The organism is Akkermansia sp. 54_46 (assembly GCF_001917295.1).
GTDB lineage: Bacteria > Verrucomicrobiota > Verrucomicrobiia > Verrucomicrobiales > Akkermansiaceae > Akkermansia > Akkermansia muciniphila.
The window spans coordinates 99,084-113,917 of the sequence record NZ_MNUD01000029.1 but is presented as its reverse complement, the minus strand read 5'-3'; the positions used below and the strand labels follow the sequence as shown (position 1 = coordinate 113,917).

Below are 14,834 nucleotides of genomic sequence, written 5' to 3'. Positions count from 1 at the left end.
ATTCTTTTTCAATCTCTTTGACGGTACCCAGCTGGACAGGTTCCCCCATCCTTAGGGCGTACGTCCGTTCGTCGATTTTGATTTTCCGGACGGGAGCATACCAGCGTCCGCTGTCCGGGTAGGAAATAGGAAGGATGAGTTGCTTTGCTTTGGTCATGGTTAATAGACGCGGTCGAGAATTCCGGGGCATACAGGTTCAAAGTAAAACCCGGTCATAAAGAGGGGTTCCCCCGTTTCCTGGTCCGGGACGACGTCATCCCTTCCCTGGCTCCGGAACCGGACAGGAATCTTTTTCCGGAAGGTTCCAAAGCCCCCTGGATCAAGCCGGGCCGTTCCACCTGGACCTGGTGGGACCGCGGGAATGTCCTGGAAAACGACCAATATGCCTTTGTCGATATGACTGCCGAATTCGGATGGGAATATCACCTCGTTGACGAAGGGTGGAAAAAATGGGGCCGATCACTTCCGGAAAGCATGGACAAGCTGGCCAAACTGGCCAGCTACGCCGCCGGCAAAAACGTAGGCATCTGGGTATGGGTGCGATGGTCAGACGTCAACAACCCCGCCAATGACTGGGAAAATATGCGCCGCTTTTTCAGCTCACTCTCCAAAACGGGAATCAGGGGAATCAAGATAGACTTCATGGACTCCGCCTCTCAGGAACGCCTGGACTTCTACGACGCCGTAGCGGAAAACCTGGCGAAAAACAAGCTTATGGTCAACTTCCACGGAGCCAATACCCCCACGGGGGAGGAACGTTCCTGGCCGCACGAAATGAGCCGGGAAGGCATTTACGGCGGAGAACAGAACATCTGGGCCGCCATTGGCGGGCAGCACTACTGCGCGCTGCCCTTTACCCGCCTAGTCTCCGGCCACGCCGATTTCACGGGAGGCTACTTTGGCCACGGCCCCAAGCTGCGCGGTTCTTCCTGGACCCTCCAAATGGCGGCCAATATCATTTACACGTCCCCCATGCTTCACTGGGTCTCCAACCCCGCGGACATGGAAGCTGCTTTCCCGAAGGATTCCCCTGAACGGGAAGTTGTCCGGAACATCCCTTCCGTATGGGAGGAAACCATCGTCCTTCCGCCGTCTGCCATTGGGGAATGCGCTGCCTTCGCCCGGCGGTCAGGAAACCAGTGGTACATTGCTCTGATGAACGGAGACGGCAGGGAACGCACCGTTTCCATTCCTTTGAATTTCCTGGACAAAAACACGGCATACCAGGCCTCCATTCTCCGGGATCTGGCGGAAAAAAATGACGGATGGAGCGTGGAAACCCGGAAAGTCACTTCCGGAAATACCCTTTCCTTCACCATGCGTATCAAAGGCGGAGGTATCGTCCGCATGGTTCCCTCCGGAACGCGGCATCCTGCCCCCTAAAGAACGGCATCCTGCCCCAGGCAGGGAAAAAGCCCCCCCTCTTCTTCCCTCTTCAAAGGCGGAGCGGCGGAAAACCATGTTCATCCGCCGCTACACCGCCCGTCCTGGAAAAACCGGGGAAAAAGTAACAAAACTCAACCCTCCCCGCGCTACCCGTCCGCACCCTGCTCCCTGGTGCTCCACGCCGGAAGCCAGCGCACCTCCCGAAGACGGTAGCCGCGTTCCAAAAGAGCGCCGTGCAGGCCGGGAAGATGCGCCGCTCCGTAAAAGACGCCTATCCTGCGCACGCCCTTGCCGCTCCAACGGTCAAACACTTCCATGCACTTGGCGTTCCGGCCTTCCAGAATCACGGTATTCTCCAAACCATTAGGAGCATTGGCCATCATGCCCATCAGCTTATTCTTCAACCCCGTTTTATTGCCGGCCAGGAAATCCGCCATCAATCCAAATTCACCGGCCCGGTTCGTCCCGGTTTTCTCAACCAGGGAGGACAAGACGGATTTAAGCATCAGGCCGGCAATGCTTTCACCCTTTCTGGCCTGCGCCTCGCGGAATTCATCCAGCGTCATGTCCGCATGGACGAAATGGGCTGCGGAATAATCAATGCCCTGATGCTGGGTCTGGAGTCCCAGCATATTGCTCAACTCCTTGTAGGCGCCCCCCAGCAGCCCCATTAAAAAAGACTTTTCCTCCTGCCCGCATTTCTTCCTCCATTCCACTATCCGGTTCCATTCCCGCGCCTCTTCCAGAGTCAGCCCCCCCAGCGGCTTGCTGCGGTCTATCTTGCGGCGCAATTCCTCTTCCCGCCGGAGGCCCTCTCCGCCAATCATTTCAAAAAGCAGTACATCGTACCTGCGGAACAGCTTATTCAGCCGGTCGTAATATTCCGGTTCCGCCACATGAATAGCACCAATGAGAGCTACTTCCATCCCATTGTCATGGACATAGGCAGCTACGGGAGTGGACAGGCTCTGCCGGTCGGGTTGAGGAGAATCAAGAAGGATGTACCGTCCGGGATACCCGCCATATTCCGCCTTCTCCGCATCGGGAATATCCGCAGCCGGTACAGGAGAACACCACCAAAGGACAGCCAGAAAACAATGCAGCAGTTTCATCATGCTCAGACTACCGGGGAGCATATTAAGAGCAAGCCCAAAAAAAAGACTGCCTTCCTTTCCGGAATGGAAAGACGGCATGAGCATGAATTCCCACCTTATTCAAAAAGCCGGAATCGCAAAACTCCCGCGCTTTTTCAACGGAAGCCGGAAAATCAAAAATCCCGCACCCGAAAACGGATGCGGGGAATGAAAAAGCCCATTCTAAACGCCAGGCGAAAACAATCCGCCCGGCCATGAACGGTTACTTGCCGCAGCAGCACTTGTCGGTCAAGGCCCCTACACCGGGAAGAACCTTGCCTTCCAGCAGTTCCAGGGAAGCGCCGCCGCCCGTGGAACAGAAGGAAAGCTTATCCTGCACCTTGAATTTCTTGGCTGCCGTCACGGAATCGCCGCCGCCTACAATGGAAATGGCGGAGGAATCCGCCAAGGCTTCCGCGACTTCCTTGGTTCCCTTGGCGAAGCAGTCCATTTCAAATACGCCCATCGGGCCGTTCCACAGAACGGTCTTGGCATCCTTGATGATGGCGGAGAACTCTTCAATGGCTTTGTCGCCGATGTCGATGGCCATGCCGCCTTCCGGCACCTTGCCGCCTTCAGCGAAAGGAGCCGTGCAGAAGGTTTCGGCACCGTCTTCAAATTTCATGGCTACGCGCACATCTGCAGGAAGCAGGAATTTCACGCCCTTGGCCTTGGCCGCCGCCAGAATTTCCCGGGCCAGATCCAGCTTGTCCCCTTCAATCTTGGAAGCGCCCAGGTCATACCCTTCAGCCGCCAGAAACGTATTGGCCATGGCGCCGCCAATCAGGAACGTATCAGCCTTCTCCATCAGTTTGGAAAGCACTTCAATCTTGTCGGACACCTTGGCGCCGCCCATAATCACCACAAAGGGTTTTTCCGGGTTTTCCAGCTTGCCTTCCAGGTATTCCAGTTCACGTTCAATCAGGAAGCCCATGGCGCTCTTTTCCGCAAAATGCGTCACGCCTTCCGTGGAAGCGTGAGCACGGTGGGCCGTGCCGAATGCGTCGTTCACGAACAGCGTGGCATTGCCCAGCAGGGACTTGGCGAACTCCGGCTCGTTCTTCTTTTCACCAGGATAAAAACGGACATTTTCCAGCAGAACCACATCACCGTCCTTCATGGCGGCGCGGGCGGCTTCCGCTTCCGGGCCAATGGCGGCGGAAACGAATTTCACGTCCTTGCCGAGCAATTCGGAAAGGCGGGCGGCAACGGGTTTCAGGGAAAAAGCGGGATCGGGTTCGTTTTTGGGACGGCCCAAATGAGAGGTAAGGACAAGGCGTGCGCCCTGGTCCAGCAGGAACTTGATGGTGGGGAGAGCAGCCACAATGCGGGCGTCATTGGTAATTTCCCCATCCTTGAGAGGGACGTTGAAATCCACGCGCATGAGGACTTCCTTTCCCTTGGCGTCAAGGTCGCGAACAGTAAGTTTAGCCATATCGGTTTATATTGTTTGGTTCAATGAATAAAAAGGGAGGGCATTTCTGCCCTCCCGGATAAATCCCCGCCCGCCCGGCAAAACCGGCCAGGAAAGCCGGAAAATTGAAACAGGCGGACGGCAAGACTTGTCGTGCAACTGAAGAGCAAGCGTTGTCCGAAAGAACTTACTTGCCGCAGGAGCATCCGCAGCCCAGGCTGTCGCCCAGCTTCTTCATGGCCTGGGCGGCGCGGTTGGAGTAACCCCATTCGTTGTCGTACCAGCCGCAGACCTTCACCAGGTTGCCGCCGACCACATACGTGAAGCCGGAGTCAAAGATGCAGGAGTGGGGGTCGGAAACGATGTCCTGAAGAACGAGCGCTTCTTCGGAGTAAGCCAGAATGCCCTTCAGCGGGCCTTCAGCGGCTTCCTTCATGGCGGCGTTTACTTCTTCCACGGTCACATCCTTCTTGAGCACGGCCACAAAGTCGGTTAGGGAACCGGTCGGAGTCGGAACGCGGAAGGAAGCGCCGTTCAGGGAACCCTTCAGGTTCGGCATTACTTCACCAATGGCCTTGGCGGCGCCGGTGGTCGTCGGAATGATGTTGATCGCGGCGGCGCGGGCACGGCGGGGATCCTTGTGCGGAAGGTCCAGAATGCGCTGATCGTTCGTGTAGGAGTGAATCGTGCTCATCATGCCCTTTTCAACGCCGAACTTGTCGTCCAGCACCTTCACCATCGGAGCAAGGCAGTTGGTGGTGCAGGAAGCGTTGGAAACGATATCGTGCTTGGCAGGATCGTATTCGCTGTCGTTGATGCCCAGAACGAAAGTCAGGTCCGGATCCGGGGAGGGAGCGGAAATAAGAACCTTCTTGGCGCCGGCGTCAAGGTGCTTCTTGGCGGCGTCGCGCTTGGTGAACAGGCCGGTGGATTCCAGAACGACGTCCACGCCCAGATCCTTCCAGGGAAGGTTGGCGGGATCACGTTCCACGGTGATGAGGATCTTGTGACCGTCAACGACCAGATAATCACCCTCGATGGAAATTTCACCGTCAAACTTGCCCTGCGTGGAGTCATACTTGAGCAGGTGGGCGATCGTTTCGATAGGAGTCAGGTCATTGATGGCAACAACCTTGTTGCGTTCTTCCTTGGACATGGCGCGCAGTACGTTGCGACCAATGCGTCCAAAACCGTTAATAGCGTATTTGGCCATAAGATTGAGGGCTTCAGATTTGATTAATTACTAGTCCCGGACTTATTCAAGTACCATGGACGCTGCAAGTTTAAAAACGTTTCAACCAGCCGTCAACACTATTGTTCCCCCATCATGGCAGTATGTTCCCCCAGCTTCCGCAAACAGGGAACACTCCGCCAAGCGGACATGTTCCCTCATGAAAATCAAAAACTTGCAAAAACACCTTCCTTCCTCCGGAAGCTCCTTCAATTCATGGAACGCAAAGCGGCGCGTATCAGCTCGTCCACGTCTGCATCCGGATGGTCCTTCAGATGGGCGGCTATCGCCTTGCGGGATTCCACCTGCTTGAACCCGAGCGCAATCAGCGCCAATTCCGCGTCCCCGGCGGCCTGGGAAGTAGCGCCCTGGGCCTGGGCTTCCCACGTGGCGGCCAGGCCCACTTTATCCTTCAGTTCCAGGACGATGCGTTCCGCCGTCTTCTTGCCCACCCCCTTGGCCCGAGCAATGCCGGAAACATCTCCGCCCACAACCGCCTGCTTGAACTGCTCCACGGACAGGGAACCCAAAATGGCAATCGCCGTTGCCGGGCCGATTCCGGAAACACGTTCAATCAGCAGCAGGAAAATATCCCTTTCCGCATCCGTGGCAAAACCGTACAGCACCTGCATGTTCTCCCGGACATGCAGGTAGGTTTTCAGCGTCAGCTCTCTGCCGGGAAGGGGATTCAGCCTGTCAAACGTGGACAGGGGCACAATCACTTCATACCCCACCCCATGAACATCCAGGATCAACCGCTGGGGATATGATTCCGCCACCGTGCCGCGCAGAAAAGCTATCATACCCTTAACGTGACACAATCCGGCCCGCGCGCAAGCCAAAAACGCATCCTCCGGAACCGCTTCCGTCATCTTTTCTGGAGCACGTGCAGCCTGACATGTTCCAGATCCTCCCGGTGGTAAAAGCAGCGCACGCGCAGTCCACGGGCTGTTTTCATCCTGCACCTGTATTCACGCAGCAGCCCTTTTTTCACCAGCCTGTAAACATAGCTGCGCACTACTCCCAGCATGCTGACAGCCCCGGCCATATCCATATAACACGGAGGCACGCGGCGGCGCACGGGCTCCCTTCCAGCAAGAACCCGCTCCACATCCAGCCGCCGCCAGTACAGGGCCAGGGGGCCCGTACCCTTGCGGACCACCCGGAAACGGACACCGTGGCGGTGCAGATACTGGCGCGCGGCGGAAGCACTGCAGCAGAGCCGTGCCGCGACGGCGGATGTCTCCACAAATGCGCTACCCGCCTCCGTGTAAGGCTGGCCGGACCTGGGATTCGTTCCGCGGCGGCGGATTTTGACATGTTCAGGGAAACTCAATTTGGGGTTGCTGATATATTCACGCCCTCCCACGCCGATGAATGTTTTCTTAAAACGGTATATCATGATTAACGGGTTTTCACATTGGATTTACGAAGCCTCATGCAGCCGTTCCGCACGAAACTCTAACATATTTTGGAGATTCCAAAAATGCATTGAGTTTAAGAATGTTCAACATTTTTCTTTGTTTTTCTGTTTTTTACATTCATACTAAACTCATTTCTCCGCAATATATGCCCGGAGACCATGCCGGCCAATCATGTGAAAAGGGCCTACGCGCCCATCGGGAAACTTATCCCCCTTAATCTTTTCCGGATCTCAAGCCTTCCATTCCCATAAACAAGAGGGGCTGGAAACAAATTTCCCCCCTTTTTCCAGGCGTTCCTTTCCGATGCCGCAAACTTTCAAAAGACAACTTCTTTCCCTGCGCGATTCCACCATACGGCTTCCCCGAAAACATTCATTTCCGGCAAGAAGCCTGAAGAAGGGATCATGAGAAGCCCCCCGGTTTCACCAACCGCTGACGACACGCCCCTTCACTCCGCCCCCCGTTTCCCCATCCGCGTTTTTTCCGATATTTCCCCCATCATGAAAACCGGCCCAATAAAAAACCCGGCTTCCTTGCGGAAAGCCGGGTATGGGAAAAATGCCTCAGGGAAGAAGTTTTGGCGGGCGCCCTTCAAAAATCCCGCGCTGAGGAACGAAAATGCGGTCATTGGGCTGGATGGGAATCGCCCTGTCTTTAATGGAAAAATAATCATACGTCACGGTTTTTCCACCGCGCGTCACCTGCACGTAGCGGGATCCCCAGTCCGTGATGTCGCCGGCGCCCACAATCGCCTCCAGAAGCGTCATGCCGCGCCGCCACAAAACATTCTTCTTCATAGCTACACCGCCGCTTACCAGAACGATGTGTTCCGTCAGCCGCGCATCCGAACTCTGCACCTTCACCAGAAACGTAGGGGCCGTGTACAGCTCCGCCTTCTTGTAGGCGGCCATCAGCATGTCTTCAATCTGGCGGGCCGTTTTGCCTACCACGCGCAGTACATCCTGCCCCGGAGGGAGCTGGGGCATGCGTATCGTACCGTTCCCGTCCAACAGATACTGCCCGGAAATAGCGGTAGCGTCGTCGGAGGGAATGCCGCGCACCTGGATTTCAATGGTGCCCTGGGGCGGCACGGCATCCGGAGACTGGGCGGAGCCCAGCCCCGCCGGGCCCAGCATAAGACAAAGGATGGAACAAATATATTTTTTCATGGAGCCATGGGTTAATACAAATCTTCACTATCATGGGACTGGGTGGCTGCCAGCTCCTTGGCCTTTCCAGAACGTTCCACCTTCTTCATGGAGGAGGCATCCGCATTCTCGCCGGAGGAAGAGCCATCCGCAGAATAGTAGGAATAGTAAGTTGTGTAATACTGATACTGGTGATCGGACGTAATGTCCACATTATTCATCACCACACCGGCCAGATTACCGCCCACGGACTCAATTACCTGCTTCTGCCTCAACAGGGCTTTCAGCGGCAGCTTGCGGGGCTGGACAACCATAAGAGTCATATCCACCTCGCTTACAATGACGGCGGAGTCACTGACCCCCAGAATGGGCGGGGAATCCACCAGCACAATGTCAAAACGTTGCTTCACTTCCTGCAGCAATTCATTAAACTTGCGGGAATTCAAGGCGCCTGAAGGGTCAAAGGGAGTAGGCCCCGCGGGCATGACGTACAGGTTTTCAATGGGCGTCTGAAAAATGACTTCCTCCAGAGGATAATCTTCCAGCAGGTAGGAAGTCAGCCCTACCTCATTATCCAGCTCATAATACCGGTGAAGCCTGGAACGGCGCAGGTCGGCGTCAATCATCAGGGTGGCATACCCCCCCTGGGCGCAAATATAGGCCAGGTTGCACAGAGTGGTGGTCTTCCCTTCCCCGGCGCTGCCGGAAACAAAGGTCAGCGAAATTTCCTCCAGGCCTTTCTTGTTGAATTCTATGTTCGTCCGCAAAATGCGGTAGGCTTCCGCATCCGGCCCCATGGCATCGGATGAATGCAGAATCGGCACATTCTTGGGAATAATGCCCAGTACGGGAACCTGAAGAGCCCGTTCCACGTCTTCCATGGTTTTCACGGAGGTATCCATGAATTCCAGAAGCAGGGCCAACCCGATGCCCAGCAACAGACCGGCGCCCGCTCCCACCGCCAGGTTAATAGTCACATTCGGCTTGTAGGGCGCAACAGGGTAGGTCGGCAGCTGATACATTTCAATCGCCTCACGGGGCACGCGCAAACGGGCAATCTCATCCTTGTATCGGGAGTCCAGTTCCTTAAGCTGGTCCAGCGCAGCGTCATAATCACGGCTGGCCTGTTCATACATGGGAACCTGCAGGACGTGCTTCTGAAGATCTTCCTCTTTTTGGGCGACGGTAGCCTCCCAGTGCTTCCGGCTCGCGGCAACCATTTCCAGCTTGCTCTTCAGGGAAGAACGCAGGCCTATCAATTCCTTGTTCAGCTTATCCCCCAGAATTCTTTCCGTTTCCAGCAATGCCAGCATTTTGGGATGCCTGGCGCCGATGTTCTGGGATTTCAGATTTTCCTTTTCCTTGAGCTTGTCGGAAAATTCAGCATAGGTCTTACGGAGAGCGTCCGCACCCACAGTCTCCGCATTCAGCAGGTCGGAACTGATCACGTAATCCAGCAACTTGTCGTCGGGCAGACGCTGCAATTCCTGCACATAGGAAGCCAGTTCCTTTTCCCTCCTTTCAAAATCCATGGCCTGCGCCTTGGCATTCCGGAATTCCTCTTCTTCCATACCGGCCGTCAGGGTGCTGCGGTGTTCACCGTTCCTCCAGGACGTGGGCAGGTAGGAACTCTCCGCAATCAGCTTTTTGAGAGCCATCATTTTTTCATTGACGGCATCCTCCTGTTCCCGAAGGACATCCTTCAGGCTCTTGATGGCGGTTTCCACCAGACGGTTTTCGCGCATTTCACGGTCCTGCTTGTACGCCTCAGGCACCGCCTTGGCGATATTCTGCACCAGTTTGGGGTCCGGACCGGAAACAATGACGTCCACAAGGTCCGTGGCGCGCACGGGGGCCACCTTGATCATGTCGGCCAGATTAGTCGCCGCCATTTCATCCGTCATCCCCCATTCCGCGGCAAGGTTCAGTTTTCTGGATACCACTTTAAGCACTTCGGCGGAAGTCAGCACGGAATACTGCATGGGAATGTAGTTGGCCGTCACGTTGGAAGTGGCAACCACGTCCCCTCCCCTGCCGATATCCATCACAGGCTTGGGCAGTTTAATCTGAAACTGGCTGGTCGCCCGGTAGGAGGGCGGCATCAGGAAAGTCACTACCACGGAAATGACCAGCACCAGAAGGAAAACAAGAAAGACTTCCTTCCAGCGATTTTTTAAAACCTGCAAATAGTCAATATTGCGTACGATGCGATCACTGTTCTGCTGATCCTGGGCATTCATGAAATATAGTAAGGCAGTAAGATAAAAACTCCTCTAATTGTGAATGAAAATTCGCAATTAGAGGAGTAAAGGCATTAATGGTCAGTCAAGACTTAGAAGCTGTAATTCACGCCGAAGGAGAACACGTTGCGGTTGTAGGAGGGCATCGGGTAGTTATAGCCGCTGTAGGAACCGTTCGTGTAAGAATATTGGGCCGTAAGGGCCAGGGCATTCGTCAGCAGAAGCTTGATACCGGCGGTAGCATTGAAAGTCAGGTTGGACGTGTCACTGTTGCTGATGGAACTCGGACGCGTATAATCGCTGGCAACCAGGTTTACTCCGCAATTCAGACTGACGCGGTGCGTCAGCTTCAGCGTGCTGTGTACCCCGAAACGCCATGTTTCATTGGAATAATAGCTGGCGCCGTTGTAAGGAATGTAGGTATTCACCGCTTCGTTGGAATAACGGACGAACGTTCCGAGCATGAACCGGTCGCTCAAGCGGTGGTTTAAGCCGAATTCCGCGGAAGGATAGGTTTTTGTTCCGTAATTCTCGACATACTTGAACTGCGGACCTACGCGCAGCGTGGCGGAGGTATTTTCGCTCACCGCGTATTCAGCGCCGGCCATGACGAAGTTGGAAAATTCGTTATTGCCGTATTCGCGATTACAGTAGGATCCCGTCCAGCCCAGGGAAACAGCCAGACGTTCCGTCCATTTGTACCGGTTGGTGAAATTCATGCCAACATAATCGCGGTTATCCGTCTTGGCGGAATCCTCCTGATAGTCGATCATGGAGAAATTGGCGCCCAGCGTCGTGGAATAGCGGGAAGTCCACGCCTTGCTCACGGAACTGGAAACATACACGTAAATGTAGTCGCCGTCCCGGCGGGCATTGGCAATACCGTTGGAATAGTTGGGTTCCGGCTGCCATGCGAAGGAGACGCTGCCGTTATAACGCAACGTCTGGTCAAAACTATGGGAAAGTTTGGCGGACAGCGTGGAATTGGAAAGGGCTTCATTCGTTCCGCCATCAAGGTCTTTCAGGTAAAAAATACCCCCCAGCTTGGCGGAGAAAGAATACTGGGTCACGGCATCGTAGTTGGCCAGGGAGCACCCTATGTCCGTACTGATGAACGCGGATTCCTGCTTGTTATAATTGGAGGCGTTGACATTGTCGTCATACCCTCCCGCCAGGTTGAAGAACCACTTGAGAGGAAGGGACTCTTCCAGACCCACCGGACCCGCCAGCGTGTACAGAGACTGCCCGTTGGCATGGACGGCAAACATGCCGGCGGCCACCAGGGAGAGATAAAAAAGACTCTTCATGCTATTTATTAAATAAGAATCAGGTTAATTGCCAGCAGGATTGGACACGGGAGCAGGGCTGGTGGGCGTGCCGCCCACAGGAAGACCGCCCGGCAGAACCAAACTCCCCTCAGAAATACCTTCGTCAGGACTTGCCAGACCAGAACCTTGAACAGTTTCCCCGGAGAGAGGATTGTCAGGGGTCTGAGCTGCCACATCCACAGCAATGGAAGAAACAGCAGCGGCTACCGGAGAATTACCCAGAACCTTTTCAACCGCTTCCGAAATGGGAGCCACGGACGCATACGGGTTAGACTGGGAAGAAACAGCGGAAGCGATCACATTGCGCACATGCCCCTCCCTTATATTGGATCCGTAACTCCGAACAGCGGCGGAAGCAACGGCAGGAGCGCTGGAAGGGAAAGCCCCCGCAGCCATGGACACCATCGCCCCCATCACACGGTCAGAAACGTCAGCCTTAACCGCCTCATTCAAAACTCCGGACACTGCTTTCACATCCAGAGCACCGGCCTTCAATCCGGCCTGAACAATATCCGCCATTTTCACAATAAAAACCTTTTCAACAGCGGAGGCTTTAACCGAATCAACAGCCGGAGCAGCAGTTTGCTGAGCCACACCGGGAAGGGTACCCGCAAACGCAAGTGCCAGCGCACTAAGCGCCGCCTTTGTCACGAACCTGGCTTTCATAAAGGAAGTATTTAGCAAGTGAATTTAATAAAAAAATGGAGCGGGTAACGGGAATCGAACCCGTATAATCAGCTTGGAAGGCTGGAGCTTTACCATTAAGCTATACCCGCGCAACGAACGCATTATGTTCAAATCACGGAATAAGACAAGTTTTTTTTCATTACTGCGTCAAAATAACAAAAAAGAGGATACGTTTTTTCTGTGGTCTTGACATCCGGGTCTTCTGCCGCTAAATAGGCATCCGCATTTCATGCGGGCGTCGTTCAATGGTAGGACGCGAGCTTCCCAAGCTTGAGACGTGGGTTCGATTCCCATCGCCCGTACCAGTTTGTTCCGCAAGTTATTGTTTATCAAAGCTTGCGTTTTTTGTTTTCTTGAGACGGCAACATACATGGCAACGCCTGGAAACGGCCTTTCAAGACATTGTCCCACAGGCAGCAGACATGGTTTATCCGCAAAGAAGCCTTGTTCCGTGTGAATAAAAAAGACCTGGCAGCCTCTCCCAATACGGGAACAGTCCGGGCAATACGTCCGTGCCGGCGGCGAATGCTTCCGGCACGGACGTGAATTACAGGGAGAGGCTACCAGCCAAGAACAAATTTCCTCTGGATTTTAGCAAGAAGAAGCACTTTGCGGATCATCGCCCGGGTTTCATTAAGGAGGTTGAGATAGAGAAGCGCCCGTCGCATATCGGAGGCGTCTTCCGGACGCAGAATAATCTGCTGTTTGACGGCTTCCGCAAATTCCTCATCCAGGGCGTCCATGCCTGCCAGGCATTCGTCCAGCCCGGTATAGTCATTGCTTTCCATCATTTCCCGGAAACGGGGGTAGAGGGAGGAAACACGGCTGTTCATTCCCCGCAGAAGCTCTATCCTTTCCAAATCCAGCCCTTCATGGTTGTTGTCTATATAGGCATGGCTGGCCGTAGTAATGTTGGAGAGGGATTCAAAGACGGAGGTAGCGTATTCCACCATCTGCACATAGCGCTTGCCTCGGTCGGCCTCTTTGTCCGGGAGTTCACGGACGACGGGCATGACTTCCATCGCCATTTTATCGCTCAGGGAACGGCGGATGCCGCGCGCTTCTTTCCGGAGTTTTTTCAGACGCTTCCGGTCCTCCACGTTCAGGGCTTCCAGATTCATTTCATAGATTTCCGCCATGCGCTTCATCAGTTCAATAATTTCCTCATTGTAGCGTGCGGCGGCAGCCGGGTCCCGGTAATTGGCGGCCTGCGCCTGAGCTGCAGCCTGGGTTCTTTTGCGATGGAGCCTGGAACTTTTCAGAAGCAGGAAAGCCGCCAGAGAACACATGGAGATGATGCCGAAGAGACCGCCATAAAGGATGCAGGCCGCCACAATGAAGCACATGGAAAACGCGGCAAAGGCCGTAAAGAACCACCCTGAAATCACCGTAATCACTCCGGTGATGCGATACACGGCGCTGTCCCGCCCCCAGGCCTTGTCCGCCAGGGAGGAACCCATCGCCACCATGAACGTCACATACGTGGTGGAAAGGGGAAGCCGAAGGGACGTGGCCAAAGAAATCAGCAGGGCAGCCACCGTCAAATTCACGGAAGCGCGAATGAGGTCGAAAGATGCACCGTTATCCGGCCCTTCCGGCACAGGCCGGAAGCGTTTTTCAATAAATCTCCCGACGCAGGAGGGCATGATTTTTTCCACTGCGCGGGAAGCATTCAGGGCATAGCGCACCGCCATGCGGGCCGGGGGGACGGAGCCGAACCGCTCTACTCCCCCGCCCTGCCTCGCCAGATTGACTTCCGTATCCGTAACGGTTTGCGCCTTTTTGGAGAACATGAGGGCCAGCACCATGATGACGCCCGCCCCCAGCAGGTAACGCCAATCCGCCGTGACGGGGGCCATCAGACCGCCCATGGACAGAGTGGTAAGGTCCGCCCCCTGCGCTGCTGCGGCGGCCGCAATTTCCATAGAAGACTGCCCCGCCATGAAAACGCCGATGAAGTTGACCAGGTCATTCCCGGCAAAGGAAAGGGCCAGGGCCATGGTGCCCGCGAGAACGGATACTTTCAGGATATTGACTTTGCAAAGATTCTGGAGCACGGCCATCAGAACGGTCCAGAATGCCAGGCTGCAGCAAACGTACAGCCAGATATGGTCGTCCAGATGGCGGATCATATCCTTGGTGACCAGCGTGCTTCCCTTCAGCCCCTTGAAAATGGCGAAGTAGGTGATAGCCGTCAGGGCCACGCCGCACCAGACGGCTCCCAGATAGTTGAAGGATTTTTGATAGTTGAAGGAGAAGATGAGGCGGGAAATCCACATAACCGTTATCCCGCAAATGAAAGCGATAAAAACGGAGGAAAAAATGCCGGAGATGATCGCCAGAGCTTTGGAGGAATTGATGTAGCTGGACAATTCCTGGGCGACTCCCGGTTCCCCGGACCAAATTTTAAAGAGAGCTGCGGCCACGGCTCCGCCCAGCAGTTCAAAAACAATGGAAACCGTGGTGGAAGTGGGAAGGCCGAACGTGTTGAAAACGTCCAGCAGTATAACATCCGTCAACATGACCGCCAGAAAGATCAACATGATGTCATGGAAGGAAAACCGGGCCGGCATGAATACGCCGCTTCTGGCGATTTCCATCATGCCGCTGGAGAACAGCGAGCCGATGATGATACCCAAAGCGGCCACCAGCACAATCGTCCTGCGCGGAGCGGCCTTGGAACCGACGGCGGAGTTCAAAAAGTTGGCGGCGTCATTGGAAACTCCGACAACGAGGTCGAAGCAGGATAACACCAGTATCAGTCCTATGATAAAGTAATAGATCGGGTCCATATGCGTAATAAACGGCCCTCTATTACAGGAGACCGCTCCTGCACGCCCGTT

11 protein-coding genes and 2 tRNA genes are annotated in these 14,834 nt (G+C 54.9%); 2 read left to right on the top strand and 11 right to left on the bottom strand.

Annotated features, from left to right (window positions below; all coding sequences use genetic code 11):
- Positions 1–144 precede the first annotated feature (144 nt).
- Positions 145–1,383 carry a glycoside hydrolase family 97 catalytic domain-containing protein gene (locus BHW66_RS05665; RefSeq protein ID WP_102758971.1) on the top strand — a complete coding sequence of 413 codons (1,239 nt, stop codon included), beginning with the start codon at positions 145–147 and terminating at the stop codon, positions 1,381–1,383.
- 149 nt (positions 1,384–1,532) lie between these two features.
- On the opposite strand, the gene BHW66_RS05660 is transcribed toward BHW66_RS05665, so the two are convergent.
- The 10 genes from BHW66_RS05660 to BHW66_RS05615 all read right to left on the bottom strand — a co-directional run bounded on the left by BHW66_RS05660 (position 1,533) and on the right by BHW66_RS05615 (position 12,080).
- On the bottom strand, positions 1,533–2,501 hold the full coding sequence (locus tag BHW66_RS05660) for a hypothetical protein (RefSeq protein ID WP_128484592.1): 969 nt from the start codon (positions 2,499–2,501) through the stop codon (positions 1,533–1,535).
- Positions 2,502–2,742: 241 nt separating this feature from the next.
- Positions 2,743–3,954, bottom strand: a complete 1,212-nt coding sequence (locus BHW66_RS05655) for a phosphoglycerate kinase (protein WP_102733577.1) — start codon at positions 3,952–3,954, stop codon at positions 2,743–2,745.
- A gap of 166 nt (positions 3,955–4,120) precedes the next feature.
- Positions 4,121–5,146: a type I glyceraldehyde-3-phosphate dehydrogenase gene (gene gap, locus BHW66_RS05650; RefSeq protein WP_012420455.1), complete on the bottom strand. Its 1,026-nt coding sequence runs from the start codon at positions 5,144–5,146 to the stop codon at positions 4,121–4,123.
- Positions 5,147–5,373: 227 nt separating this feature from the next.
- The gene (gene ruvA / locus BHW66_RS05645; RefSeq protein ID WP_042449043.1) at positions 5,374–5,967 is read right to left on the bottom strand and encodes a Holliday junction branch migration protein RuvA; all 594 of its coding nucleotides are present in this window, start codon (positions 5,965–5,967) and stop codon (positions 5,374–5,376) included.
- Positions 5,968–6,032: 65 nt separating this feature from the next.
- Positions 6,033–6,566 (bottom strand): hypothetical protein, encoded by a 534-nt coding sequence (locus BHW66_RS05640; protein ID WP_012420453.1) that lies wholly within the window; start codon positions 6,564–6,566, stop codon positions 6,033–6,035.
- A 585-nt stretch (positions 6,567–7,151) separates the two neighbouring features.
- Positions 7,152–7,757, bottom strand: coding sequence for a hypothetical protein (locus BHW66_RS05635; RefSeq protein ID WP_102732270.1), 606 nt, complete (start codon positions 7,755–7,757; stop codon positions 7,152–7,154).
- Positions 7,758–7,768: 11 nt separating this feature from the next.
- Positions 7,769–9,976, bottom strand: a complete 2,208-nt coding sequence (locus BHW66_RS05630; protein WP_102738745.1) for a polysaccharide biosynthesis tyrosine autokinase — start codon at positions 9,974–9,976, stop codon at positions 7,769–7,771.
- 92 nt (positions 9,977–10,068) lie between these two features.
- A complete protein-coding gene (locus BHW66_RS05625; protein WP_102737824.1) occupies positions 10,069–11,283 on the bottom strand; it encodes a hypothetical protein in 1,215 nt (404 codons plus the stop codon).
- Positions 11,284–11,307: 24 nt separating this feature from the next.
- The gene (locus tag BHW66_RS05620) at positions 11,308–11,970 is read right to left on the bottom strand and encodes a hypothetical protein (protein ID WP_046436996.1); all 663 of its coding nucleotides are present in this window, start codon (positions 11,968–11,970) and stop codon (positions 11,308–11,310) included.
- 36 nt (positions 11,971–12,006) lie between these two features.
- A tRNA-Gly gene (locus tag BHW66_RS05615) sits at positions 12,007–12,080 on the bottom strand.
- Between the two features lie 142 nt (positions 12,081–12,222).
- On the opposite strand from BHW66_RS05615, the gene BHW66_RS05610 reads away from it, so the two are divergent.
- Positions 12,223–12,296: transfer RNA gene (locus tag BHW66_RS05610), tRNA-Gly, on the top strand.
- A 255-nt stretch (positions 12,297–12,551) separates the two neighbouring features.
- Here the strand turns inward: BHW66_RS05610 and BHW66_RS05605 are convergent.
- Positions 12,552–14,783, bottom strand: a complete 2,232-nt coding sequence (locus BHW66_RS05605) for an inorganic phosphate transporter (RefSeq protein ID WP_286688944.1) — start codon at positions 14,781–14,783, stop codon at positions 12,552–12,554.
- Between the last annotated feature and the right edge of the window lie 51 nt (positions 14,784–14,834).

What these genes read in the sequence shown, in the direction of transcription:
- BHW66_RS05605 (WP_286688944.1), bottom strand. Translation starts at nt 14,783, where the DNA reads ATGGACCCGATCTATTACTTTATCATAGGACTGATACTGGTGTTATCC.
- BHW66_RS05640 (WP_012420453.1), bottom strand. Translation starts at nt 6,566, where the DNA reads ATGATATACCGTTTTAAGAAAACATTCATCGGCGTGGGAGGGCGTGAA.
- ruvA (WP_042449043.1), bottom strand. Translation starts at nt 5,967, where the DNA reads ATGATAGCTTTTCTGCGCGGCACGGTGGCGGAATCATATCCCCAGCGG.
- BHW66_RS05660 (WP_128484592.1), bottom strand. Translation starts at nt 2,501, where the DNA reads ATGATGAAACTGCTGCATTGTTTTCTGGCTGTCCTTTGGTGGTGTTCT.
- BHW66_RS05630 (WP_102738745.1), bottom strand. Translation starts at nt 9,976, where the DNA reads ATGAATGCCCAGGATCAGCAGAACAGTGATCGCATCGTACGCAATATT.
- gap (WP_012420455.1), bottom strand. Translation starts at nt 5,146, where the DNA reads ATGGCCAAATACGCTATTAACGGTTTTGGACGCATTGGTCGCAACGTA.
- BHW66_RS05655 (WP_102733577.1), bottom strand. Translation starts at nt 3,954, where the DNA reads ATGGCTAAACTTACTGTTCGCGACCTTGACGCCAAGGGAAAGGAAGTC.
- BHW66_RS05625 (WP_102737824.1), bottom strand. Translation starts at nt 11,283, where the DNA reads ATGAAGAGTCTTTTTTATCTCTCCCTGGTGGCCGCCGGCATGTTTGCC.
- BHW66_RS05620 (WP_046436996.1), bottom strand. Translation starts at nt 11,970, where the DNA reads ATGAAAGCCAGGTTCGTGACAAAGGCGGCGCTTAGTGCGCTGGCACTT.
- BHW66_RS05635 (WP_102732270.1), bottom strand. Translation starts at nt 7,757, where the DNA reads ATGAAAAAATATATTTGTTCCATCCTTTGTCTTATGCTGGGCCCGGCG.